General features: G+C 39.9%; 25 protein-coding genes and 2 other annotated features. Of the genes, 3 read left to right on the plus strand and 22 right to left on the minus strand.

Annotated elements, in window-relative coordinates:
• Positions 1-147: 147 nt before the first annotated feature.
• The 17 genes from rpoB to epsC form a co-directional block, all read right to left on the minus strand.
• The gene (rpoB, locus tag M3Z76_RS09200; RefSeq protein WP_293924085.1) at positions 148-3,711 is read right to left on the minus strand and encodes a DNA-directed RNA polymerase subunit beta; all 3,564 of its coding nucleotides are present in this window, start codon (positions 3,709-3,711) and stop codon (positions 148-150) included.
• 328 nt (positions 3,712-4,039) lie between these two features.
• Positions 4,040-4,642, minus strand: coding sequence for a class I SAM-dependent methyltransferase (locus tag M3Z76_RS09205; RefSeq protein ID WP_293924083.1), 603 nt, complete (start codon positions 4,640-4,642; stop codon positions 4,040-4,042).
• Between the two features lie 85 nt (positions 4,643-4,727).
• Entirely contained in the window at positions 4,728-5,090 is a 363-nt protein-coding gene (gene rplL / locus M3Z76_RS09210) for a 50S ribosomal protein L7/L12 (RefSeq protein WP_293924081.1), read from the minus strand.
• Between the two features lie 76 nt (positions 5,091-5,166).
• Positions 5,167-5,667: a 50S ribosomal protein L10 gene (gene rplJ / locus M3Z76_RS09215; RefSeq protein WP_293924078.1), complete on the minus strand. Its 501-nt coding sequence runs from the start codon at positions 5,665-5,667 to the stop codon at positions 5,167-5,169.
• 34 nt (positions 5,668-5,701) lie between these two features.
• Positions 5,702-5,846 (minus strand) — a sequence feature (ribosomal protein L10 leader region).
• Positions 5,847-5,894: 48 nt separating this feature from the next.
• The gene (gene rplA, locus M3Z76_RS09220; protein ID WP_293924076.1) at positions 5,895-6,593 is read right to left on the minus strand and encodes a 50S ribosomal protein L1; all 699 of its coding nucleotides are present in this window, start codon (positions 6,591-6,593) and stop codon (positions 5,895-5,897) included.
• Positions 6,594-6,710: 117 nt separating this feature from the next.
• The gene (gene rplK / locus M3Z76_RS09225; RefSeq protein ID WP_042478596.1) at positions 6,711-7,136 is read right to left on the minus strand and encodes a 50S ribosomal protein L11; all 426 of its coding nucleotides are present in this window, start codon (positions 7,134-7,136) and stop codon (positions 6,711-6,713) included.
• Between the two features lie 228 nt (positions 7,137-7,364).
• Positions 7,365-7,904, minus strand: coding sequence for a transcription termination/antitermination protein NusG (gene nusG / locus M3Z76_RS09230; RefSeq protein ID WP_293924075.1), 540 nt, complete (start codon positions 7,902-7,904; stop codon positions 7,365-7,367).
• Between the two features lie 121 nt (positions 7,905-8,025).
• On the minus strand, positions 8,026-8,211 hold the full coding sequence (gene secE, locus M3Z76_RS09235) for a preprotein translocase subunit SecE (protein WP_293924072.1): 186 nt from the start codon (positions 8,209-8,211) through the stop codon (positions 8,026-8,028).
• Positions 8,212-8,243: 32 nt separating this feature from the next.
• A complete protein-coding gene (gene rpmG, locus M3Z76_RS09240; RefSeq protein WP_406601079.1) occupies positions 8,244-8,423 on the minus strand; it encodes a 50S ribosomal protein L33 in 180 nt (59 codons plus the stop codon).
• Between the two features lie 133 nt (positions 8,424-8,556).
• Positions 8,557-9,186, minus strand: coding sequence for an RNA polymerase sporulation sigma factor SigH (gene sigH / locus M3Z76_RS09245; RefSeq protein WP_293924070.1), 630 nt, complete (start codon positions 9,184-9,186; stop codon positions 8,557-8,559).
• A 166-nt stretch (positions 9,187-9,352) separates the two neighbouring features.
• Complete coding sequence (locus M3Z76_RS09250; RefSeq protein ID WP_293924068.1) at positions 9,353-9,865, minus strand: NYN domain-containing protein; 513 nt, start codon at positions 9,863-9,865, stop codon at positions 9,353-9,355.
• A gap of 1 nt (position 9,866) precedes the next feature.
• A complete protein-coding gene (rlmB, locus tag M3Z76_RS09255; protein WP_293924067.1) occupies positions 9,867-10,613 on the minus strand; it encodes a 23S rRNA (guanosine(2251)-2'-O)-methyltransferase RlmB in 747 nt (248 codons plus the stop codon).
• Positions 10,614-11,030, minus strand: a complete 417-nt coding sequence (locus M3Z76_RS09260) for a Mini-ribonuclease 3 (protein WP_293924065.1) — start codon at positions 11,028-11,030, stop codon at positions 10,614-10,616.
• A 4-nt stretch (positions 11,031-11,034) separates the two neighbouring features.
• Entirely contained in the window at positions 11,035-12,435 is a 1,401-nt protein-coding gene (gene cysS / locus M3Z76_RS09265; RefSeq protein ID WP_293924063.1) for a cysteine--tRNA ligase, read from the minus strand.
• 53 nt (positions 12,436-12,488) lie between these two features.
• Positions 12,489-12,716, minus strand: a binding site (T-box leader).
• 46 nt (positions 12,717-12,762) lie between these two features.
• Positions 12,763-14,223, minus strand: coding sequence for a glutamate--tRNA ligase (gene gltX / locus M3Z76_RS09270; protein ID WP_293924060.1), 1,461 nt, complete (start codon positions 14,221-14,223; stop codon positions 12,763-12,765).
• A gap of 180 nt (positions 14,224-14,403) precedes the next feature.
• On the minus strand, positions 14,404-14,880 hold the full coding sequence (gene ispF / locus M3Z76_RS09275; protein ID WP_293924059.1) for a 2-C-methyl-D-erythritol 2,4-cyclodiphosphate synthase: 477 nt from the start codon (positions 14,878-14,880) through the stop codon (positions 14,404-14,406).
• A 108-nt stretch (positions 14,881-14,988) separates the two neighbouring features.
• Complete coding sequence (gene epsC / locus M3Z76_RS09280) at positions 14,989-15,930, minus strand: serine O-acetyltransferase EpsC (RefSeq protein WP_293924057.1); 942 nt, start codon at positions 15,928-15,930, stop codon at positions 14,989-14,991.
• A gap of 288 nt (positions 15,931-16,218) precedes the next feature.
• On the opposite strand from epsC, the gene M3Z76_RS09285 reads away from it, so the two are divergent.
• On the plus strand, positions 16,219-17,271 hold the full coding sequence (locus tag M3Z76_RS09285; protein WP_293924055.1) for an NAD(P)/FAD-dependent oxidoreductase: 1,053 nt from the start codon (positions 16,219-16,221) through the stop codon (positions 17,269-17,271).
• A gap of 32 nt (positions 17,272-17,303) precedes the next feature.
• On the opposite strand, the gene ispD is transcribed toward M3Z76_RS09285, so the two are convergent.
• Both ispD and M3Z76_RS09295 read right to left on the minus strand, forming a co-directional pair.
• The gene (gene ispD, locus M3Z76_RS09290; RefSeq protein WP_293924052.1) at positions 17,304-17,987 is read right to left on the minus strand and encodes a 2-C-methyl-D-erythritol 4-phosphate cytidylyltransferase; all 684 of its coding nucleotides are present in this window, start codon (positions 17,985-17,987) and stop codon (positions 17,304-17,306) included.
• Between the two features lie 11 nt (positions 17,988-17,998).
• Positions 17,999-19,069 (minus strand): PIN/TRAM domain-containing protein, encoded by a 1,071-nt coding sequence (locus tag M3Z76_RS09295; protein WP_293924049.1) that lies wholly within the window; start codon positions 19,067-19,069, stop codon positions 17,999-18,001.
• 165 nt (positions 19,070-19,234) lie between these two features.
• Here M3Z76_RS09295 and M3Z76_RS09300 point away from each other — a divergent pair, with 165 nt between their 5' ends.
• The gene (locus tag M3Z76_RS09300) at positions 19,235-19,552 is read left to right on the plus strand and encodes a PadR family transcriptional regulator (RefSeq protein ID WP_293924047.1); all 318 of its coding nucleotides are present in this window, start codon (positions 19,235-19,237) and stop codon (positions 19,550-19,552) included.
• Entirely contained in the window at positions 19,549-20,091 is a 543-nt protein-coding gene (locus M3Z76_RS09305; protein ID WP_293924045.1) for a DUF2812 domain-containing protein, read from the plus strand. The genes M3Z76_RS09300 and M3Z76_RS09305 overlap by 4 nt, the downstream gene beginning before the upstream one ends.
• Positions 20,092-20,146: 55 nt before the next feature.
• On the opposite strand, the gene radA is transcribed toward M3Z76_RS09305, so the two are convergent.
• The 3 genes from radA to M3Z76_RS09320 all read right to left on the minus strand — a co-directional run bounded on the left by radA (position 20,147) and on the right by M3Z76_RS09320 (position 23,097).
• Positions 20,147-21,523: a DNA repair protein RadA gene (gene radA, locus M3Z76_RS09310; protein ID WP_293924042.1), complete on the minus strand. Its 1,377-nt coding sequence runs from the start codon at positions 21,521-21,523 to the stop codon at positions 20,147-20,149.
• Positions 21,524-21,613: 90 nt separating this feature from the next.
• Positions 21,614-22,135, minus strand: coding sequence for a hypothetical protein (locus tag M3Z76_RS09315; protein WP_293924039.1), 522 nt, complete (start codon positions 22,133-22,135; stop codon positions 21,614-21,616).
• Between the two features lie 14 nt (positions 22,136-22,149).
• Positions 22,150-23,097 carry a methyl-accepting chemotaxis protein gene (locus M3Z76_RS09320; protein WP_293924037.1) on the minus strand — a complete coding sequence of 316 codons (948 nt, stop codon included), beginning with the start codon at positions 23,095-23,097 and terminating at the stop codon, positions 22,150-22,152.
• Between the last annotated feature and the right edge of the window lie 134 nt (positions 23,098-23,231).

A 23,231-nucleotide genomic window follows, 5' to 3' on the forward strand; every position in this document is an offset into this window, starting at 1 on the left:
TACCTCCCTTTAGTCTAAGTCTTTATAAAGACCTTTCCGTAGCTCGACATTTATCTAATCTTGCAAAAGAATATGACTGTCTGAAAAGTGATTGAATGCGACACTTCTCAGACAGTTCATTCCTATTTTATTGAAATGTTAATCTTATTATTCAACAGTTTCTACTGCGTCGTCTTCCTCATCAGCTGGTATAATGTTTAATGCATCAGCCGGTTGAAGATCTTCTTCCTCGTCAAGATCACGAAGTTCTACTTCTTCATCGTTGATTGTTAGCATTTTTACATCCATACCTAGTGATTGAAGCTCTTTAATTAGAACTTTAAACGATTCAGGAACGCCTGGCTCTGGTACACTTTCACCTTTAACGATTGCTTCGTATGTTTTCACACGTCCTACAACATCATCTGATTTTACAGTTAAAATCTCTTGTAATGTGTATGCAGCACCGTATGCTTCAAGTGCCCAAACCTCCATCTCACCGAAGCGCTGACCACCGAATTGTGCTTTACCACCAAGCGGCTGTTGCGTTACTAATGAGTATGGTCCTGTTGAACGTGCGTGTAGCTTATCATCAACCATATGCGCAAGTTTAATCATATACATGATCCCTACTGATACACGGTTATCAAATGGCTCACCTGAGCGTCCATCATACAGGATTGTTTTACCATCACGGTCCATACCCGCTTCTTCCATCGTTTCCCAAACGTCTTCTTCGTTGGCACCATCAAATACTGGTGTTGCCATATGAATACCTAAATAACGTGAAGCCATACCTAAGTGTAGCTCTAGCACTTGTCCGATATTCATACGTGAAGGTACGCCAAGTGGGTTTAACATGATATCAACAGGTGTACCGTCTGGCATAAACGGCATATCTTCTTCTGGTAAAATACGCGAAATTACCCCTTTGTTACCATGACGTCCAGCCATTTTATCCCCAACGCGAATTTTACGCTTTTGAACGATATAAGCACGAACTAATTGGTTAACACCTGGTGGTAGCTCATCGCCATCTTCTCGATTGAACACTTTTACATCAAGTACGATACCGCCGGCTCCGTGTGGTACACGTAGAGACGTATCACGTACTTCACGAGCTTTTTCACCGAAGATTGCATGTAATAAGCGTTCTTCTGCAGTTAACTCAGTAACCCCTTTAGGCGTTACTTTCCCTACAAGAATATCACCATCGCGTACTTCCGCACCGATACGGATAATACCACGCTCATCTAAATTGCGTAGTGCATCTTCCCCAACGTTCGGAATATCACGTGTAATTTCTTCAGGTCCAAGCTTCGTATCGCGAGACTCTGATTCATATTCTTCAATATGAACAGATGTGTATACATCGTCTTTTACAAGGCGTTCACTCATAATAACAGCATCTTCATAGTTGAAGCCGTCCCATGTCATGAAGGCTACTAATACATTGCGTCCAAGCGCTAACTCGCCTCTTTCCATTGATGGACCATCTGCCAAAATATCTTTCGGCTTCACGCGGTCACCAACTTTAACAATCGGGCGTTGGTTATATGATGTACCTTGGTTTGAACGAACGAATTTTTGTACTTTATATTTCGTTAAATCGCCTTTAACCTCTTTGCCATCAATTGTTTCAATACGACGAACGTGAATTGAACGTGCTTCTACATGCTCAACAATTCCTTCGAATTTTGCTACAACTGCGGCACCGGAGTCACGCGCATCTACATGCTCCATACCTGTACCTACGAAAGGTGCTTCAGGATTTAATAATGGAACAGCTTGACGTTGCATGTTCGCACCCATTAACGCACGGTTCGAGTCATCGTTTTCTAAGAACGGGATACACGCCGTGGCAACAGATACTACCTGTCTTGGTGATACGTCCATATAGTCGATTTTTTCTCTTTTGAATACCGTGTTATCGCCTCGGAAGCGTCCTACAACCTCTTCCATCGCAAATGTTCCATCTTCATTTAAGATAGAGTTTGCTTGTGCTACAACGTAGTTATCTTCTTCGTCAGCCGTTAAATAATCGATTTGCTCTGTTACTTGACCAGTATCAGGATCAACACGACGGTACGGTGTTTCAATAAAGCCAAATTTATTAATCTTCGCAAATGATGAAAGCGAGTTAATTAACCCAATGTTTGGACCCTCTGGCGTTTCAATCGGACACATACGACCATAGTGGGAGTAGTGAACGTCACGCACTTCCATACCTGCGCGCTCACGCGTTAAACCACCAGGCCCTAATGCTGATAAACGACGCTTGTTCGTTAATTCTGCAAGCGGGTTTGTTTGGTCCATGAATTGCGATAATTGAGAGCTACCAAAGAATTCTTTAATAGACGCAATTACAGGGCGGATATTGATTAATTGCTGTGGCACGATTGCTGCTGTGTCATTAATCGACATACGCTCACGTACAACACGCTCCATACGAGATAAACCGATACGGAATTGGTTTTGTAATAGCTCACCAACAGAGCGAATACGACGGTTTCCTAAATGATCGATATCGTCTGTATTCCCAACACCATAAAGTAAATTGAAGAAATAAGAAACTGAAGCTAAAATGTCAGCCGGAACAATATTTTTCACTTCTTCTTCAACATACGCATTTGAAATTACATTAATTTCTTTTTGCGACTCATCATTTGGTGCATAAATTTTAATTGTTTGAATTGTCACATCGTCCTCTAATACACCACCAACCTGTGATAGCTTGCGGAAGCCAATGCCATTTTCTAAATAAGGAATTAGCTTATCTAGCGTACGACGATCAAGAACAGTTCCTTTTTCAACTAAAATTTCGCCTGTTTCTGGGTCTGCTAATGTTTCTGCAATCGTTTGGTTAAATAAACGATTTTTAATATGCAGCTTTTTATTCATTTTATAGCGACCAACGTTCGCTAAATCATAGCGTTTCGCATCAAAGAAGCGAGAGTATAATAAGCTTTTTGCACTTTCTACTGTAGGTGGCTCACCTGGACGTAGGCGCTCATAAATTTCAAGAAGCGCTTTTTCTGTGCTTTCTGTATTATCTTTTTCAAGTGTATTGCGTAAATATTCATTATCACCAATAATATCGATGATTTCTTGATCTGAACCAAAGCCTAATGCGCGTAGTAAAACTGTAACCGGAAGTTTACGCGTACGGTCGATACGAACGTAGACAACATCTTTCGCGTCTGTTTCATATTCAAGCCATGCACCACGGTTTGGAATAACTGTTGCACCAAAGCCTTTTTTACCGTTTTTGTCCGTTTTATCATGGAAGTAAACACTTGGCGAACGAACTAACTGCGAAACGATAACGCGCTCAGCACCATTAATAATGAATGTGCCTGTTTCAGTCATCAATGGGAAGTCCCCCATGAAAACATCTTGCTCTTTTACTTCACCTGTTTCCTTGTTGTGTAAACGTACTTTTACACGCAATGGTGCAGCGTACGTTACGTCACGCTCTTTACATTCATCTACTTCATACTTAGGTTCCCCTAAAGCATAATCAACGAATTCAAGCGCAAGATTACCTGTAAAATCTTCGATTGGTGAAATATCGTGGAACATTTCACGCAATCCTTCTGCAAAGAACCACTCATAAGATGCTGTTTGGATCTCGATTAAATTCGGAAGCTCAAGCACCTCTTTAATACGCGCAAAACTTCTACGCTGGCGGTGTCGTCCGTACTGAACTAGTTGACCTGTCAACTTATTCACCCCTCAATAAAGCGATAATAGGTCTTTGCAAAACCACACAAATGATGTATGATTTCGAAAGACAAAAAGAAAACGAGTCTCAAAAAGATCTCATTTTCGGTTAACTAAACTTAATTCTTCATCCATACGCCCATTAAATCAGAATTCTAATATAAAAGGGCATACTTCCTCAAAATAATAATTTTGCATTTTATTATATTATCACAGTCAATTTGTCAAGTCAATAATTTAGAGTGAATTGACTTGACAAAAAGTACTTTGTTTAATTAATTACACCTCAATGTAATTCTGTCCCGACTTCTTTGAGCATGCAATTTAATTAAGAATTTTATTTTTTCGCGCGTACGATCCAATAGCCTTTTTTCTTCTCAACAACTTCTACTTCTGTAAAAAGCTCTTCCAAATGACTAACCGTCGATGGTGCACCTTGCTTTTTTTGAATAACAACCCACAGCTCACCACTAGCGACTAGCATTCCATACGCTTCATCATAAAACTTAAAAATCGTTTCTTTCCCTGCACGAATAGGAGGGTTAGTTAAAATAGCTGCAATTTCTGTTTGGGGCGTTACATTTGCCAATCCATCACTTTCGATTATTCGTACATTTTGAATCCCGTTTATTTCTGCATTTTTTTGTGCTAATGCAATGGCACGAGAATTAATATCCATCATGTAAATAAAACGATCTGGATGAGCCTTCGCTAACGCCAATCCAATTGGTCCATAGCCACAACCTATATCCATAACCGCCCCTTCAATCACAGGCATTTCAAACGTGTCAATTAGTACACGGGAGCCAAAATCTACTTCACTTTTACTAAAAACGCCCGCATCTGTTTCAAATACAAATTCCGACCCAAGCAATGTAAATTTCCATTTGCGCGGCTTGCTCTCTACTTGCGGCTTATTAGAATAATAGTGCTCTGACATATCGTAGCACCTCCCCACAAAAGAATTAGGTAAAAAAACAAGCCCGTCATACGACGAGCTTGTCTTTTATTTGTTTAAGCAGAAATTATTTAACTTCTACAGTAGCGCCAACTTCTTCAAGTTTGCCTTTGATTTCTTCTGCTTCTTCTTTAGAAACGCCTTCTTTAAGAGCTTTAGGAGCGTTGTCAACAACCTCTTTAGCTTCTTTTAAGCCTAAGCCAGTGATTTCACGAACCACTTTGATTACTTTGATTTTTTCGCCGCCAGCGCTAGCTAGTACTACGTCAAATTCAGTTTTTTCTTCAGCAGCGCCTGCAGCACCACCAGCAACTACAGCTACAGGAGCAGCCGCTGTTACACCGAATTCTTCTTCGATTGCTTTTACTAAATCGTTTAATTCAAGAACTGTCATAGCTTTGATAGCTTCTAAGATTTGCTCTTTGTTCATTTTAATTTCCTCCTACATTAGGTTATATTTTAGATTTTAGGCGGTTAAGCCAATAGTTTGTGAAGCCCAGTAGCGATTAAGCGCCTTGTTCTTCTTTTTGTTCTGCAACTGCTTTCGTTGCAAGTGCGAAGTTGCGCACTGGTGCTTGAAGTACAGATAAAAGCATAGAAAGTAGACCTTCGCGTGATGGAAGTTCTGCAAGAGCTTTAACATCTTCAAGTGATGCAATAGTGCCTTCGATAATACCTGCTTTAATTTCTAACGCTTCGTTCTTTTTAGCGAATTCGTTAATAATTTTAGCTGGAGCTACAACATCTTCATTTGAGAATGCGATAGCGTTTGGACCTGTTAAATGTTCATTAATACCTTCAACGTTTGCAATTTCAGCAGCACGGCGAGTTAAAGTGTTTTTGTATACTTTGAACTCTACACCAGCTTCACGAAGTTGTTTACGAAGCTCTGTTACTTGAGCAACAGTAAGACCGCGGTAGTCAACAACTACTACAGATGCAGCAGCTTGGAACTTTTCAGCGATTTCTTGTACTTGAACTTTTTTTGTTTCAACAGCTTTGCTCATTTGATGACACCTCCTATTAGAATGAGTCATTTATACCGACAAAAGAAAGCCTCTATATCTAAGCAGACATAGAGGCAGAAAGTCATCATCTTAAAAAGATTCCGAATTCCGTTGTCCTCGGTAGGATGATTAAGTGCCTAACGCACACCTACTGTCTACGGTACAAATGGATAATTCACAACAGGAACTACTATAACAAATAGTTCAGCTGTTGTCAACTATATTTATTATTTAATTACTACGTTAGCAGCGTCAACTTTAACAGCTGGACCCATTGTAGTAGTTACGTTTACAGATTTCATGTAAGTACCTTTAGCTGCAGCAGGTTTTGCTTTTTGAACTACATCAAATACAGCTAAGAAGTTTTCTACTAATTTACCTGTTTCGAAAGAAGCTTTACCGATAGGAGCGTGGATGATACCATCTTTAGCTGCACGGTACTCTACTTTACCAGCTTTGATTTCTTCGATTGCTTTAGTTACATCGAAAGTAACTGTGCCTGTTTTAGGGTTTGGCATTAAGCCTTTCGGACCTAATACACGACCAAGTTTACCAACTTCACCCATCATGTCTGGAGTAGCTACGATTACATCGAAGTCAAACCAGCCTTGTTGGATTTTTTGGATGTACTCAGCATCGCCTACATAGTCTGCACCAGCAGCTTCTGCTTCTTTAAGTTTTTCACCTTTAGCGAAAACTAATACGCGTTGAGTTTTACCAGTACCGTGTGGAAGTACTACTGCACCACGGATTTGTTGGTCGTTTTTACGAGTGTCGATCCCTAATTTGAATGCTACTTCTACAGTTGCATCGAAGTTTACTGTGCTAGTTTTTTGTGCTAGCGCGATTGCTTCTTCTACAGAATATAATTGAGTACGGTCAATTAATTTAGCTGCTTCTTGCAGTTTTTTACCTTTTTTAGCCATTATAATTTCCTCCTTGATTGTGGTTATAGCGGAATTTTACCTCCCACGAATAAAGGTTGCGCACTACTTAAGTGCCGCAACCTTCCAAAAACAAATGCATCATCAAGTAAATGGGAATTAGTCTTCGATCACAATACCCATGCTACGTGCAGTACCTTCAACCATTAACATAGCCGCTTCAACTGATGCAGCGTTAAGGTCTGGCATTTTTTGTTCAGCGATTTCGCGAACTTTATCACGTTTAACCGTTGCTACTTTTTTACGGTTTGGTTCACCAGATCCAGATTGGATACCAGCTGCTACTTTAAGTAGAACTGCTGCTGGCGGAGTTTTCGTAATAAAAGTGAATGAACGATCTTCGAATACTGAAATCTCAACAGGAATGATTAAACCTGCTTGATCAGCAGTGCGAGCATTGAACTCCTTACAGAATCCCATGATGTTTACACCTGCTTGACCTAGTGCAGGACCAACCGGTGGAGCTGGATTAGCTTTACCAGCAGGGATTTGAAGTTTTACAACTTTAATAACTTTTTTAGCCACGAGACACACCTCCTTAAGTCCGTGATGTGGTAATTGGGTTGCCCCTCCCACTCAAATATCTGTCTGTCAGCTAGTTTGCCGATAACATTAAAAATCTATCATTTGCCAACTGAAAACAATTTACAGTATGACCTATGAAATGATATCACTTTTATAGTATATACGCAAGTACAAATAATAATCAAATTCAAATTTATAATTTTCAAGAGTATTCTTTTGAAATCCCGATTAGATTTTGCGGATTTGTTCGAAGCTTAACTCCATCATCGTTTCGCGTCCAAACATATCAACGCTAACTTTGACTTTTGATTTTTCGACATCTACCTCTTCCACTTTACCTTGGAAGTGAGCAAATGGTCCTTCTAATACTTCAACAACTTCTCCAACTTCAATTGCGATGTCACCAAGCGCTGTATCTTTCATGCCCATTTGTGCAAGCAAGCGCTCAGCCTCCTCAGGCAATAATGGTGTTGGTTTAGCGCCGCCACCTGATGAGCCGATAAAGCCTGTCACACCTGGTGTATTGCGGACAACATACCAAGAATCATCCGTCATAATAATTTCCACTAGCACGTAGCCTGGGAAAACTTTGCGCATGACTGTACGCTTTTTACCATCCTCTTTTACATCCACTTCTTCTTGCTCTGGAACGATAACACGGAAAATTTTATCTTGCATCCCCATCGTTTCAACGCGCTTTTCTAAATTTGCTTTTACGCGATTTTCATAACCTGAATATGTGTGAACTACATACCAATTTTTCTCCATAGCTACAAGGACTTGTCGTCCGTCCCTCCTTTTTTATTTTAATACTCGCATTAGGTTTTTCACCAAATGAAAAAACCCGCTATAACTACGGACGGGCTATTTCATAAATATCAATATTATTTTACAAACTTAAGAACCAGCGGAATAATTCAGAAATACCTAAATCCACTACCGAAAAATATAAAGCCATCACTACAACTGTCACAATAACTACAACTGTATATTTTGTTAACTCTTTACTTTTTGGCCAGCTTGTTTTTCGCATTTCTGAGCCTACTTCTTGCAGAAAAGTTGTTACTTTACTCATTCCAGCTTAACCTCCAAAATCAATGATATCTTCTATATCGTTTGTTTATGCATCGTATGTTCATTGCAATGCGCGCAAAATTTCTTGAGCTCTAATCGCTTTGTTGCGCCTTGTTTAACAGGCATCGCATAATTTCTTGAGCCGCATTTTTCACAGCTTATAATGACTTTTTGTGCCACCCGCATCACCTTTTCGGCATTTTGTCTTTTCAAGACTAACACCTAACAATGATGCTGTCAACAAGCTTCTTATTTTGAACTGATTCAGCAGAGACGCAGGGATTCCATTACTTTTTAGCATTCACCCTAACAATTAAGGCCTCTATATCGGTCTTATTAAATCAAGTTAGCGAATACCCTCAACCTCTAAATGTCGCTCTAATTTTCGCTTCACCCGCTGCAATGCATTATCAATTGATTTCACATGGCGATTTAACAATTCGGAAATCTCATAATACGATCGACCTTCTAAATATAAAGCTAGCACTTGTTGCTCTAACTCGCTTAGTACTTCACTCATTTTTTCTTCTAAATAGCTGAATTCTTCCTGACTAATCATTGCATGCATAGGATCATCTGATATCGGGCTTGTAATAATGTCCATTAAAGTCCGTTCAGATTCTTCATCATAAATCGGCTTATCAAGTGACACATACGAATTAAGTGGTATATGTTTTTGCCTTGTTGCTGTTTTAATTGCTGTAATAATTTGTCTCGTTACACATAGTTCAGCGAACGCTCGAAACGAAGCAAGCTTGTCCCCATTGAAGTCACGTATCGCCTTATATAAGCCAATCATGCCCTCTTGTACGATATCTTCCTTGTCAGCACCAACAAGAAAATAGGATCTTGCCTTCGCCTTCACAAATAAACGGTATTTTGTTATTAAAAAGTCTAGCGCATCTGTATTACCTAGACGAACTTGCTCTACAAGCTCATTATCAGAAAGCTCTTCAAATTGCTGTTTGGTTGGCATCTTACTACTTTTAAGCAATCGCTTCACCTCAGTCACTTAAGAATCGTTAGCAATAGTATAGTTGAACTAGAAGGAAAATAAAATGCAAAAGGCTGCTATGTAGAACGCCAACTAGCTTACTATTTCCTACTTACGTAAAACATAAATATTATCAAAATAGATCATTCTACTTCAAGCCTCGCCGCCATTTTTCAAAGGCAAGCTCCACATCTTTTGATAGAGGGATACGTGAAACAGGCTTATCTACTTGCGTTTTTTTCACTTTTGATGAAATGTTATTTTTTATAATTTGCATTTCAATTTCTAATTCACGAGCAGATTTACGCAATGCCCCTTGTCCAAACACTACATTTTGCTCTGTCATATCAGAAGTTGCAACATGAATTTGTACTTTTCTAGCCTTTAGCTCATTCGTTAATTTTTCTATACGCTCATCAGCTGTTTCATTTTTCCTTGTGAATAGCACTTCAACATCATGCTTCACATATAATCGTTCAGTACCTGGGACAAGATAAGCGTCAAACACAATAATAACACGCCAGCCTGTTGATGCTTTATATTCAGCAAGCAATTCTACTAAACGATCACGGGCATCTTCTAAGCTTTTATCGCGCAAAGGTCGTAATTCCACCCATGCCCCAATCATATTATAACCATCTACTAGCAAAATATTTTGCATCTTATAGCCTTTGACGATTACGATATACTTCGTACATAAGCAATGCCGCCGCAACGGAAGCATTTAACGAAGTAACATGCCCAACCATCGGTAAATGGTAAAGGAAATCACATTTCTCTTTCAGTAGACGGCTCATCCCCTTACCTTCACTGCCAATAATAATAGCTAATGGCAATGTAGCATCCATTTTTCGATAATCGACAGAGCCTTTAGCATCGGTACCAGCAATCCATACGCCGCGATCCTTCAACTCATCGACTGTTTGCGCTAAATTAGTCACCCGCACAACAGGTACATGCTCAATCGCCCCAGTCGAGGCTTTCGCCACAACAGCCGTTAACCCTACAGCACGGCGCTTCGGAATAATAATCCCATGTGCACCAGCCGCATCAGCTGTTCGCATAATAGAACCTAAATTATGCGGGTCCTCCAACTCATCTAAAATTAGGAAAAATGGATCTTCCTGCTTCTGTGCTGCTACTGCAAATAAATCATCAAGCTCCGCATAAGTATACGCTGCGACCGCTGCAACAATTCCTTGATGGTTCGCATCAGTTAACTGATCTACCTTCTTCTTTGGTACAAATTGTACAAGCACGCCTCTCTCGCGGGCTAAATCTAATAGCTCTTGAACACCTGTTTTTTTCACACCTTCAGCAATCCATAGCTTATTGATTTCACGACCTGAACGTAGCGCTTCTAATACAGGGTTTTTCCCTGCAATCATTTCATTCGTTTGCTCCGTCATCTACGACACTCCCTTCGACTGTTCTATGATTGTTATTGCATAATCAATGATTTCATATACGCGATCTAGTTCCCCTAATAAATATAAACTACCGAGCACCGCTTCAAAGCCTGAGCTATTACGATATGTTTGCACATCTGTATTTTTCGGTACGGAGCCTGATTTTGCATTACGACCTCGCTTAAATACCGCAAGCTCGTCCTCTGTTAAATAGTTCTCCTCTATTAAACGATAGACAATCATCGATTGCGCCCTTGCCGATACATATTTCGTTGCCTCTCGGTGTAGCGTATTTGGCTTTACACGTCCTATACGCAGAAGGTGTTCACGCACCTTCTGCTCTAGTACCGCATCGCCCATATAAGCAAGCGCAAGCGCATTTAATTGTTTAACATCTTCTTTTCGAAGCTCTGACATACTATTACCCTCGTTTCCAGCGTGTACCTTGACGCGTATCTTCCAATACGATATTCAGGCTCAATAATTGGTCACGAATCTCATCTGAGCGTGCAAAGTCACGATTTTTACGAGCCGCATTTCGCTCTTGGATTAATGCTTCGATTTCCTCATCTAACAGTTCTTCTTCCACTTTTAACACAATACCTAAAACACTGCTAAGTGCGTCAAATGTCGTTAAAAATGCCTGTAAAACTTTTTGCTCTGTATTGCTTTCTGTCGTATAAATATTTGCTAAACGAGCTAATTCAAATAATGCTGTAATCGCATTTGCTGTATTAAAGTCGTCATTCATCGCCTCTTCAAATTGCTGCTGGATTGCCGCAATTTGCGTTAGCCATTCATCCGCTTTATCTACTAAATCAGCTGACGTTGCAAGACGATGCTCCACGTTGCTATATGCTGTGCGAATTCGCTCTAAGCCTGTGCGAGCTGCCTCCACTAAATCCTGTGCAAAGTTAATTGGCTGACGGTAATGTACAGATAGCATAAAGAAGCGCAGTACTTGTGGATCAATTTGCTGACGAATATCATGCACTAATACAAAATTTCCTAATGACTTCGACATTTTTTCATTATCGATATTAATGTAACCATTGTGCATCCAATAGCGCGCAAACGTTTTGTCATTGTGCGCCTCAGATTGCGCAATTTCATTCTCATGGTGTGGGAATGTTAAATCTTGACCACCTGCGTGGATATCAATTGTATCACCTAAATGCTCGCGTGCCATCACTGAGCACTCAATATGCCAGCCTGGTCGACCATCGCCCCAAGGACTAGCCCAAAAAATTTCATTTGGCTTTGCTGCCTTCCATAAGGCGAAATCAAGCGGATCTTCCTTCTTCTCTCCAGCTTCGATACGCGCACCAACCTTCAAATCATCAATGGATTGATGCGATAATTTGCCATAGCCATTAAATTTGCGTGTACGGTAATAAACATCCCCTGCTGATTCATATGCATAACCTTTATCAATTAATACTTTAATAAATTCGATAATGTGGTCCATATGCTCTGTTACACGCGGGTGCGCATCTGCTTTGTGGCAGCCTAGTGCTGTAATATCATCAAAATACGCATCGATAAAGCGTTCCGTCAACTCAAATACTTCCTCACCTAGCTCATTTGCTGCTTTAATAATTTTGTCATCTACATCTGTAAAATTAGATACAAACTTCACTTCATAGCCTGCATATTGTAAATAGCGACGCACCGTATCATAAACGATAACAGGACGCGAGTTGCCAATATGAATATAGTTATAAACAGTCGGTCCGCACACATACATTTTGACCTTACCTTCTTCTAACGGCACAAACGTTTCCTTTTGTCGTGTTAATGAGTTAAAAATTTGAATGCTCATTTTTTTCGCTCCTTTTAATAATAATAAAAAGCGCCTCCGTCACAAAAACTTGTGACAGAGACGCGTAATTAGCGTGGTTCCACTCTGCTTGAAAGCGACAAATCCGCCACTCTCCGCTCTAAGTCCTTTTAACGGGGGACGACTTCGGCTTGCCTACTCTCGTTTCAGCGAAGCGCTCAAAGGTGCATTTCCGTGTTGCCTAGGCTCAGACTACTTTCAGCCAGTGGTAGTCCTCTCTTGTTGAGCATGCGTGACGTACTTCTCCTTATCAATGCTTTTATCATATAGTAGCTTCATTGTACAAAAATGTGCAAAAAAAGCAATCATTTAGTTCGCATATTTTTCTACGCGAGCAAGCACCTTCTCTTTACCAATTAATGCAATTGCATTTGGTAGCTCTGGGCCATGTGTTTGCCCTGTTGTTACAACACGAATTGGCATAAATAAGTTTTTGCCTTTATGTCCTGTTTCTTTTTGCACAGCTTTAATCGCCGCTTTAATCGATTCAGCATCAAATGTTTCTAACGCTTCTAGCTGCGCTTTTAATGCTGTCATAACCTCTGGCACTTGTTCACCAGCTAACACTTCTGTAGCCGCTGCGTCGTACTCAATTTCCTCTTTAAAGAACAGCTCTGAAAGCTCCACAATTTCAGCCCCAAAGCTCATTTGGTCGTGATATAAGCCAATTAATTCAGAAGCCCATGCCGCTTGCTCTTCGTTTAGCTCAGCAGGTAAAAGACCCGCCTTTTGTAAATGTGGTAATGCTAATGCAACAACCTCTTCACGTGATAGTTTTTTAATGTATTGGTTGTTCATCCAAGTAAGCTTTGTTTTATCGAACATTGAAGGCGATTTTGATAAGCGCTTTTCATCAAATAATTCGATAAATTGCTCCTTCGAGAAAATTTCCTCTTCTCCTTCTGGCGACCAGCCAAGCAGTGCGAAGAAATTGAACATTGCCTCTGGTAAATAGCCTAAATCTTTATATTGTGCAACGAATTGAATAATCGTTTCGTCACGCTTCGATAACTTTTTACGGTCTTCATTCACGATTAATGTCATATGACCATATTGCGGATACTCCCAACCAAACGCATCAAAAATCATCATTTGCTTCGGCGTATTCGATAAATGCTCCTCACCACGGAATACGTGTGAAATCTCCATAAAGTAATCATCTAACACTACCGCATAGTTATATGTTGGAATACCGTTTGCTTTTACTAGCACCCAGTCACCGATATCCTTCGATTCAAAAACAACCTCACCACGTACTAAATCCGTGAACTTATACGTTGTATCTGCTGGTACGCGCATACGAATTGTGTACGCTCCACCTGCCGCTTCCTTCGCTGCGACTTCATCCGCTGTTAAATTGCGGCATTTACCGTCATAAGTTGGTGCAGCAACACCGTTTGCTTTTTGTGCTTCACGGGATGCCTCAAGCTCCTCTGACGTACAGAAGCACTTATATGCTTTCCCTTCTGCAAGTAGACGCTCTGCATGCTCCTTGTAAATATCAAGACGCTCCATTTGGCGATATGGTGCATAAGGACCACCGATGTCGATAGATTCGTCAGGAGTGATACCTAACCAGCGTAAATTATCAAGCTGCGATGCTTCTCCACCCTCTACATTACGCTCGATATCTGTATCCTCGATACGCACGATAAATTTGCCGTTATGATGCTTGGCATATAAATAGTTAAATAATGCTGTACGCGCTCCACCAATATGTAAAAAACCTGTTGGCGATGGCGCATAACGAACACGAACTTCTTTCGTCATTGTAAAAGCCTCCTATATTTTAAGTCCTGAAAAAAAATTTCCCGACCTACTTAACTTTGTCCATTTTACCATTGTCCCTATACAAATAAAAGTAGGGATAACACAATTCAATATGTGTAAAATATCAATTGAAAAAACTGCGAGAAAAAGCCTAATACACCATTCCCTCGCAGCCATCGCTTATTTTTTGATTAATAAAATTGTTGCTAATGCCGCAATCCCTTCCTCACGACCAACAAAGCCTAGCTTCTCCGTCGTTGTAGCCTTGACATTTACCTGAGATGCATCCGCATTTAATAGCTCTGCAATTCGATTGCGCATCGGCTCAATATACGGTGCCATTTTAGGACGCTGTGCCATAATTGTCGCATCTACATTTCCTAGCACATATCCTTTCTCTTCAACGATTTTCCAAATATATTGCAGTAATTCTGCTGAATCTGCATCCTTCCACTCTGGGTCTGTATCAGGGAAATGACGCCCGATATCACCTTCACCAATTGCGCCAAGCGCCGCATCCGTAATTGTGTGTAATAAAACATCCGCATCTGAATGTCCTAAAAGCCCTCGCTCATGCGGAATTTCAATACCGCCTAAAATTAATTTGCGCCCTTCCGCAAATGCATGTACATCATAGCCTTGTCCTACTCGAAACATATTCATCTTCCTTTAATTACGTATTTACTTTCTATCATACCAAAATTTCCTTTGAAATAGGAAAGAGCGTGCCCAAAAATATCATTTTGAGATACGCTCTACAAACCTTTAAATATGGTATTCAATATTTTTCATCTGGCTATTGCTAATATTCGGTGATGGCTGTGAATTATAAACGCGAGAATATGGCGGCACAGAATGCGTCAACCAAATGTTACTTCCTAATACGGAATCATGACCGATTGTCGTTTCTCCACCTAAAATCGTTGCACCCGCATAAATAACTACATTGTCCTCAATATTCGGATGACGTTTAATGCCTTTAATCGGATTGCCATTCGCATCAAGCGGGAAGCTTAATGCCCCCAGCGTTACGCCTTGATAGACCTTAACATTTTTACCAATCGTACACGTCTCCCCAATTACTACCCCCGTACCATGGTCGATAAAGAAGGATTCGCCAATCGATGCTCCAGGATGAATATCAATCCCCGTTAAACGATGTGCATGCTCTGACATAATACGCGGTACAATTTGCACACCCATTTCATACAATTCATGTGCAATACGATGAATAAACATTGCCACAATTGATGGATAGCTTAGCAAAATCTCTTCTGTTGATAGCGCCGCTGGATCTCCGTTGTAAGCAGCTTGAATATCCGTTTGCAACACCTTGCGAATGATTGGGAAGCGCGCTACTAAATTCATCACAATTTTATCTGCATGGTCACGGCAATAAGTACCGCATTTCGTTGGGTCGCTATCTTCCATATTATAAATAAGCACTTTTTCAATAATATCGCGTAAATCAAGTGCAGCCTCACGTAATTTATTGCTGCTTATGATATTAATACGTACCTCATCAATCGGTGGCGTCGTGTAAATACCTGGGAACAACACTTCATGAAATTTATCTAAAATTTTATAAATTTGGTCACGACCAACAAAGCCAATTGAATTTTCAATGTCCACATATTGTTTATTTATATCATCTAAAGAGCTCGTAATTGCTGGTACTTTTTCATTCAGCCATTCATTTAAATTCATAACAACAAAACATCCCTTCAATTTTCTAATTAATCATATAATAATACTTGTGTTTTTATAAGGTTACAAAAGATTACGACTGTTTGCAACAATTCGTTTTATTTTCAGCTGTTTGTTAAATCTTTTCAACAAGCCATTATGAGTTACAAAGCTTTATCGTAAAGTAGGCTCTTATTGTTACTACCGCTCTTTTCTTTTCTAAAATTTCATGCTATGATAAAAAATAATCAATAATGATAATCGTTATCAATTAAAAATTACCATTTTATTAAGGATGGAGCGACATAAATGCAAAATATATATGATGTAACAATTATCGGTGGTGGTCCAGCTGGATTGTACAGCGCTTTTTACAGCGGGTTGCGTGGGCTAAAAACGAAGCTGATTGAAAGTCAGCAAGAGCTTGGTGGGAAAGTGCTGCTTTATCCTGAAAAGCTAATTTGGGATGTTGGCGGTCACCCTCCCGTACTTGGAGGACAATTTGTGAAGCAATTAGTTGAGCAAGCAAAGGTGTTTGACCCAACTATTTTAACAGGAACAAAGGTTGACTTCGTAGAGCGCCAAGATGATTTATTCATCATACACACAGCTGATGGTAGCCTTCATTATTCAAAAACAATACTACTAGCTGTAGGTGGGGGCATTATTAATCCACAGAAACTTACTTTAGAAGGCGCAGAAAAATATGAAATGGCCAACCTACATTATACTGTGCAATCATACCAACGCTTTGTTAACAAGGATATTATTATCTCTGGTGGTGGTAACGCTGCTATTGATTGGGCAGTAGAGCTTAGCCCACTTGCTAAAAGCATTACAGTCATCTATCGTAAGGAAAAACTATCTGCTCATGAGGCAACAATTCAAGAGGCAATCCATGCTGGTGTTAAAATTGAATGCAATACAACCATTACAAAGCTCATATCTAATGCAGATAAAACCGCTATTCAATTCGTTACATGTGAAAATGCCATCACAAAGGAAAGCATTGTCCGCCCAATTGATGAGGTCATTGTCAGCCACGGCTACAATTATGAAGCCTCATTAGAATTTGACCAAGCGATCGCTATTCCTAAAAAGGATGACTATTACTTTGAAGGAAAAGCAACAGGTGAAACAGCACAGCCTGGCATTTTCGCAGCAGGTGATATTTTATCATTTGAAGGCAAGGTCAACTTGCTTATTGGCACTTTCCAAGATGCCGCAAATGCAGTTAATTCAATTAAAACATACTTAGAACCTGATGCTTATCGCTACGGCATGGTATCCTCACACAACGATTTATTTAAAGAGAAGAACCGTGCAATTATTGAAGAACGCTTTGCACCAGTAGAAAATTAAAAATGAGGACTGGCAATTGCCAGTCCTCATTTTTAATGCGCACGCTTACGTAAAATCGCTTCACCGAATAATAAATCCTCTTGTGTCGTCATTTTCAAATTCTCGTAGCTGCTTTCAACAATATGCACCTCATGTCCAAGTCGTTCCACAAGCATAGCCTCATCTGTACCTAAAAAGCCAACTTTTTCTGCCACATCCGCAGCCTCCGCTAATAAATCAAAGCGAAATGCCTGTGGTGTCTGAATCGACCATAAATTATCACGCTCAACCGTTTCTGCAATTACTGTGCCACGTACCTTTTTCATCGTATCCTTCGCACGAACTCCAGCAATCGCTGCACCTTTTTCATAAGCAACTGTCGCTAATTGTGCAATAATTTCCTCGGTAATAAAGGGTCTAGCTGCATCATGTACTAGAACGATTTCCACCTGCTCCATCGCCTTCAAGCATGAATGAACAGAATGCTGTCGCTCCTCGCCACCAGCAGGTAAACCTTTTACTTTCGTAATACTATAGCGTTCAAGCAATCCTTCAATAAAAGCCTTTTCTTCAGGCTTTACTGCTAGCCAAATACCTGTGCAATTATTATCCTGCTCAAATATTTCTAGTGTGTGTACTAAAATAGGTTTTTCTAAAAGTGGCAAAAACAATTTATTTTGCCCTGCCCCCATTCGCTTTCCACTGCCTGCAGCAGGTAACACTACTTCATATTGCATTCGCTCACTTCCTAACTTTCTTTTGGCTTAGCAAAAATCATCCGCCCTGCTGATGTTTGTAGCACGCTCGTTACCGTCACTGTAAGCGCCTGCCCGATATAGCTACGACCACCCTCTACAACAATCATCGTGCCATCATCTAAATAGGCAACACCCTGGTTATGTTCCTTGCCATCCTTAATAACGACAACCTGCATATCTTCACCTGGAATGACAACAGGCTTCACTGCATTTGCTAAATCATTAATATTTAATACTTGCACATTGTGTAAATCACATACTTTATTTAAATTAAAATCATTCGTTAAAATTTGTGCATTGCGCTGTTTTGCTAAGCGAACAAGCTTTAGGTCAACCTCCTGCACATCATCAAAATCATCATCTACAATCAATACTTGCGATGCGCGTTCATCCTGTAGTCTCTTTAAAATATCTAAGCCTCGGCGACCACGCGTACGCTTTAATGTATCGGATGAATCTGCAATATGCTGCAGCTCAGTTAACACAAACTGCGGAACAACTAGTGCACCTTCCACAAAGCCTGTTGCTGAAATATCCGCAATACGTCCATCAATAATAACACTCGTATCCAAGAGCTTTGATAATGCTGCATCCTCCTGCATTGCTGATTTCTTTTTCTGCGCACTATTTTTTGAGGTAAATAGCTGCAACAGCTCTTCTCTCTGCTTAAAGCCAATACGGAACCCTAAATAACCGAGCATAATTGAAAAGACTACGGGTAGTACCTCTGCCACACCAGGAACAGGAATACGCTCCACTGCAAAGCCGATAAAATATGCGACAATCAAGCCGACAATTAAGCCGAGTGAACCGAATAATAAATCAGCCACTGGCAGCTTAAATAGCACTTCCTCCATCCAAACAATTAACCTAACAAAATAGTCAGATAATAAAAACGACAAGACAAATAACAAACTCGCCCCTAAAATAATCGACACAATCGGATTGTCAAGCCACGGATTAGAAGATAAATGCATAAACTCATATAATGGCGGTAAAAAAATAAAGCCTAACGTTCCTCCGATTAGTAAAAAGGCAATTTGAATAATTTTCTTTAACATCCCTTCACATCCTTTCCTTGACAATAATTATACAATGTTCTGCGTTTTAATGCGATGAACAGCCTATAATATTTTTCAAAAGTATATCGTTAACAGATATATCGATGCACGATATATTGTTTATATCGACATCCGATATAACGACATACGATAGGAGTGACTACAATGGAGAAACATTCCCCATTAACAGAAGGGGTTTACTATATTCTTTTAGCTCTCTACGAACCGAGACATGGCTACGGAATTATGCAATTCGTTTCAGAGCTGAGCAAGGGGCGAGTAGAGCTTGGTGCTGGTACCATCTATGGTGCAATCCAAACATTGGTTAAGAAAAGCTGGATTATGCCACTTGAAGAAGATGGACGTAAAAAGGAATATGTCATTACAGATGAAGGCAAGGTAATTGTTGAGCAGGAAGTACAACGATTACATGAGCTATATGAAAACGGATTACTCGTAACGAAGGGGGAAAACGAGAAATGAAGAAGACAATATATCGATTTTTTGTGGATGATGCCAAAGAAGAAGCTTGGCTAAACGAAATGAGCGCACAGGGATGGCATTTTCAAAAGATGCGGCTGTGCTTTTACACATTTGTCAAAGATGAGAGCCAACAATATATTTACCGATTAGAATTAATCAATGGACAGCCTGTTAAGGAGCAGAAAGAATATATAACCTTTTTAGAGGACAGTGGGATTACTATTGTTCAACAGTTCGGTGGTTGGATTTATACAAGAAAGAACGCAACGGCCGGTTCATATGAATTATTTTCAGATTATACATCGAAAATAACTTATACGAAAAAAGAGTTGAAAATTTCTGCTTTTTCCCTGTTTCCGATGGCTATTTTAGGCATTGTTAATTTTATCAATGCAGCGAACAGGGATGATAATTTTAGCTATGTATGCCTTCTTACCGCCATCCTTTGTATGATTGCATCAATCTTGATTATACTTTCCACCTACCAATTATATCAACGAAAAAAAGCCTTAGAAAAACAGCAGCAGCTATTTGAATAAATAAAGTGTCAGGCACACAAACAATTCAGAATTGTTTGTGTGCCTGACACCCTGACTAGAGCTCGTTAAAACAGAGGCGTAAGCTATCGCCAATTGTCTCGACGCCAACAACTTGAATACCGGGTGGGAAATCCCATCCACCAATATTCGAGGCAGGGATAAAGGCTCGTTGGAAGCCTAGCTTTGCCGCCTCCTGGACACGCTGCTCGATGCGTGAAACACGGCGTACCTCTCCTGTTAAGCCGACCTCTCCGATAAAGCAATCCGTTGCTCTTACAGCTTGATCTTTAAAGCTTGATACAATGGACGTCAAAACGGCTAAATCAATTGCAGGCTCATCCAGTTTCACTCCGCCCGCTACCTTAATATACGCGTCCTGTGCCTGTAGCATCATACCCATGCGTTTTTCCAGCACCGCCATTAATAACTGGACACGGTTTTGATCCACTCCTGTTGCCATACGCTTCGGATAATTAAAGCTAGTTGGCGTTATAAGCGATTGAATTTCAACTAAAATTGGGCGCGTACCTTCCATCGAAGCGACAATTGTTGAACCAGCTACCCCTTGTGAGCGCTCCTGTAAAAATAGCTCAGATGGGTTTAGCACTTCCTTTAAGCCAGCCTGCAGCATTTCAAAAATCGCAATTTCATTTGTTGAACCAAAACGGTTTTTTTGGCTACGTAAAATGCGATGGTTGTGATGACGCTCTCCTTCAAAATACAGCACTGTATCTACCATATGCTCTAAAAGGCGCGGGCCTGCAATTTGCCCCTCTTTCGTGACATGCCCTACAAGGAAAATGGCGATATTTCTCGTTTTCGCAATGCGCATAAGCTCTGCAGTACATTCTCTAACTTGCGACACGCTACCAGGCGCACTTGTCACCTCTGGATGATGCACCGTTTGAATCGAATCGACCACTACAAATTTCGGCTGAACTTCATCAATCGTTTGATTTAAAAACTCTAGATTTGTCTCTGAATAAATATACAGCTCCTGTGATTTAACACCCAAACGCTCTGCGCGCAGCTTTGTTTGACGAATCGATTCCTCTCCAGAAATGTATAGCACACGCTGCCCACGATTAGATAACAGTGCAGACACTTGTAGCAGTAAAGTTGATTTCCCTATACCTGGATCGCCACCGATTAACACAAGTGAACCCGCCACAATACCGCCACCAAGCACGCGATTTAACTCTGTCATTTCCGTTATGATACGAGACTCTTCCTCTGTTTCTACTGACATAATCGGTACGGCCTTTTGCAATGTCGCATTAGAATGCTGGAAAGCGCCACGAGGTCCCTTCACAATGACCTCTACCTCTTCCACCATCGTATTCCACTGTCCACATCCTGGACAACGCCCCATCCATTTTGCTGATTCATATCCACAGGAATTACATGTAAATTTTGTTTTCTTTTTTGCCATGATGCCTCCGATGTTTTTTATTTTATTATAGCAAAGTTTAATCGCTACATGAAAAACACCTAATGCCTAACGCATTAAGTGCTGTTTATTTTATATATTTGGCAATTCTCTCTCCCTAGCTTCAATCAATGCTGATACTTCATCAAAATCCATTTGAAACATTGTACTATCCTTTGTAATCACATGGAAATAATAGTGAACTTTGCGCTCACCAAACTGCCGTTCTAGCTCATTCCATTGTGCTGTTGGAAGAAGTACAAAGGCTAGAGTATCTCCACCTAACGATTCTATAAACCAACGAATCTGATAGTGAGGAGCAATCATTTCCTGCATTGCTCGAATAGCACTATCTCGATCTGTCACATCATCAGCGAAAGGAATCGTGAGCTTTTTTTCTTTGAGAGATAAGGTAATATCTACCCCTCTAGGCTTGTCTATTTCGATGATTTCACAATCAATTCGATCTGACATAGGTAACTGCTCGTTAAAGTAATCAATTAAATCCTCTTCCGCCTCTCGCCAATCTATCCAAATCAGCACATTCTCTTCATCATATATATCTTCAGCTACTTGATGTGTTAAAAAATGCGCAATTTTTTGTTGCTTCATCATATCTCTCCTCACTATCAATGTTTTGATGTATGATAATGCTTCACTTGCTCTACTGCCTCAAGTAATTTTCTTGTTACGATTTCAGATTCATCGATATGATTTGTTAGTACACGATTCGTGTCATCAAATAAAGTTGTTGTCATTTTAAACTTATTCATCACATCTTCATTCGATACTTTTTGATCTTTAATATAGCCTAATAGTTCATTAATTCCTGTTTGTACATTCGTAATAATTTGTAATAGCTGATCAATTTGGGTCGATGTAGCTGCACTTTTTTCGATGCCTGCTGTTACTAATTGCATATTATTTTTATTATTCTCATAAGCTTGTGCAATTTGCTCTTCAATTTGCTTTGTTAATTTTGCGATGTCCTCAGTACTTGTTTTTGTACTTTCTGCTAAGTTGCGCACTTCCTCTGCAACGACCGAGAAGCCTTTACCATGCTCACCTGCTCTTGCTGCCTCAATGGATGCGTTCAAAGCAAGTAAATTGGTCTGGTTAGAGATTTCACCAATCACGTTAACGATTTCTGCAATTTGCTTAGAGCGTTCGCTTAAATCACTCATACTTGCAGATGTTTTTTGCGATTGCTCGCCTAAAGAATCAATTACTTGCTCAACTTCATGTACAGCCTGCTTGCTTTCAGCTGATAATGTAACCATTTGATTGGAGGAAGAAATTAATGTATTGCCCTTGCTTAAAGCATCCTCAGCAATATGGTTAGATTGAATCGTGCTATTTTCTACTTTATTAAATTCCTCTAAAATTCGGCCAACCATTTGACCTAACACAACATGCTGGTTATTTACTTTATCATGCTGCTCAATTGTTGAAATCATTTCTTTATGTAATTCATTTAAAAAAATTTGAAACTCGTGATCCTTTTTATCGAGCTGCGCATTTAATTCGTCAATCTTTGCTTTAAATTGCTCAATATCTTCTTTTTTTGATTGAAACATTGTGAACATCGTCCTATCACCCCAAGTAAAATTTTCCTTCTTTTTTATTTTACTGACTTTTGGGATTTTTATAAACCAAAATAAGCGTATCTTGAGAAAATAGTTCAAGATACGCTTATAGCTTTATTTGTTTT

This window comes from Metasolibacillus sp. (assembly GCF_025291715.1).
In the GTDB taxonomy this organism is placed as follows: Bacteria; Bacillota; Bacilli; order Bacillales_A; family Planococcaceae; genus Metasolibacillus; species Metasolibacillus louembei.

What these genes read in the sequence shown, in the direction of transcription:
- M3Z76_RS09205 (WP_293924083.1), bottom strand. Translation starts at nt 4,642, where the DNA reads ATGTCAGAGCACTATTATTCTAATAAGCCGCAAGTAGAGAGCAAGCCG.
- rplL (WP_293924081.1), bottom strand. Translation starts at nt 5,090, where the DNA reads ATGAACAAAGAGCAAATCTTAGAAGCTATCAAAGCTATGACAGTTCTT.
- rplJ (WP_293924078.1), bottom strand. Translation starts at nt 5,667, where the DNA reads ATGAGCAAAGCTGTTGAAACAAAAAAAGTTCAAGTACAAGAAATCGCT.
- rplA (WP_293924076.1), bottom strand. Translation starts at nt 6,593, where the DNA reads ATGGCTAAAAAAGGTAAAAAACTGCAAGAAGCAGCTAAATTAATTGAC.
- nusG (WP_293924075.1), bottom strand. Translation starts at nt 7,904, where the DNA reads ATGGAGAAAAATTGGTATGTAGTTCACACATATTCAGGTTATGAAAAT.
- secE (WP_293924072.1), bottom strand. Translation starts at nt 8,211, where the DNA reads ATGAGTAAAGTAACAACTTTTCTGCAAGAAGTAGGCTCAGAAATGCGA.
- sigH (WP_293924070.1), bottom strand. Translation starts at nt 9,186, where the DNA reads ATGCCAACCAAACAGCAATTTGAAGAGCTTTCTGATAATGAGCTTGTA.
- M3Z76_RS09250 (WP_293924068.1), bottom strand. Translation starts at nt 9,865, where the DNA reads ATGCAAAATATTTTGCTAGTAGATGGTTATAATATGATTGGGGCATGG.
- rlmB (WP_293924067.1), bottom strand. Translation starts at nt 10,613, where the DNA reads ATGACGGAGCAAACGAATGAAATGATTGCAGGGAAAAACCCTGTATTA.
- M3Z76_RS09260 (WP_293924065.1), bottom strand. Translation starts at nt 11,030, where the DNA reads ATGTCAGAGCTTCGAAAAGAAGATGTTAAACAATTAAATGCGCTTGCG.
- cysS (WP_293924063.1), bottom strand. Translation starts at nt 12,435, where the DNA reads ATGAGCATTCAAATTTTTAACTCATTAACACGACAAAAGGAAACGTTT.
- gltX (WP_293924060.1), bottom strand. Translation starts at nt 14,223, where the DNA reads ATGACGAAAGAAGTTCGTGTTCGTTATGCGCCATCGCCAACAGGTTTT.
- ispF (WP_293924059.1), bottom strand. Translation starts at nt 14,880, where the DNA reads ATGTTTCGAGTAGGACAAGGCTATGATGTACATGCATTTGCGGAAGGG.
- epsC (WP_293924057.1), bottom strand. Translation starts at nt 15,930, where the DNA reads ATGAATTTAAATGAATGGCTGAATGAAAAAGTACCAGCAATTACGAGC.
- M3Z76_RS09285 (WP_293924055.1), top strand. Translation starts at nt 16,219, where the DNA reads ATGCAAAATATATATGATGTAACAATTATCGGTGGTGGTCCAGCTGGA.
- ispD (WP_293924052.1), bottom strand. Translation starts at nt 17,987, where the DNA reads ATGCAATATGAAGTAGTGTTACCTGCTGCAGGCAGTGGAAAGCGAATG.
- M3Z76_RS09295 (WP_293924049.1), bottom strand. Translation starts at nt 19,069, where the DNA reads ATGTTAAAGAAAATTATTCAAATTGCCTTTTTACTAATCGGAGGAACG.
- M3Z76_RS09300 (WP_293924047.1), top strand. Translation starts at nt 19,235, where the DNA reads ATGGAGAAACATTCCCCATTAACAGAAGGGGTTTACTATATTCTTTTA.
- M3Z76_RS09305 (WP_293924045.1), top strand. Translation starts at nt 19,549, where the DNA reads ATGAAGAAGACAATATATCGATTTTTTGTGGATGATGCCAAAGAAGAA.
- radA (WP_293924042.1), bottom strand. Translation starts at nt 21,523, where the DNA reads ATGGCAAAAAAGAAAACAAAATTTACATGTAATTCCTGTGGATATGAA.
- M3Z76_RS09315 (WP_293924039.1), bottom strand. Translation starts at nt 22,135, where the DNA reads ATGATGAAGCAACAAAAAATTGCGCATTTTTTAACACATCAAGTAGCT.
- M3Z76_RS09320 (WP_293924037.1), bottom strand. Translation starts at nt 23,097, where the DNA reads ATGTTTCAATCAAAAAAAGAAGATATTGAGCAATTTAAAGCAAAGATT.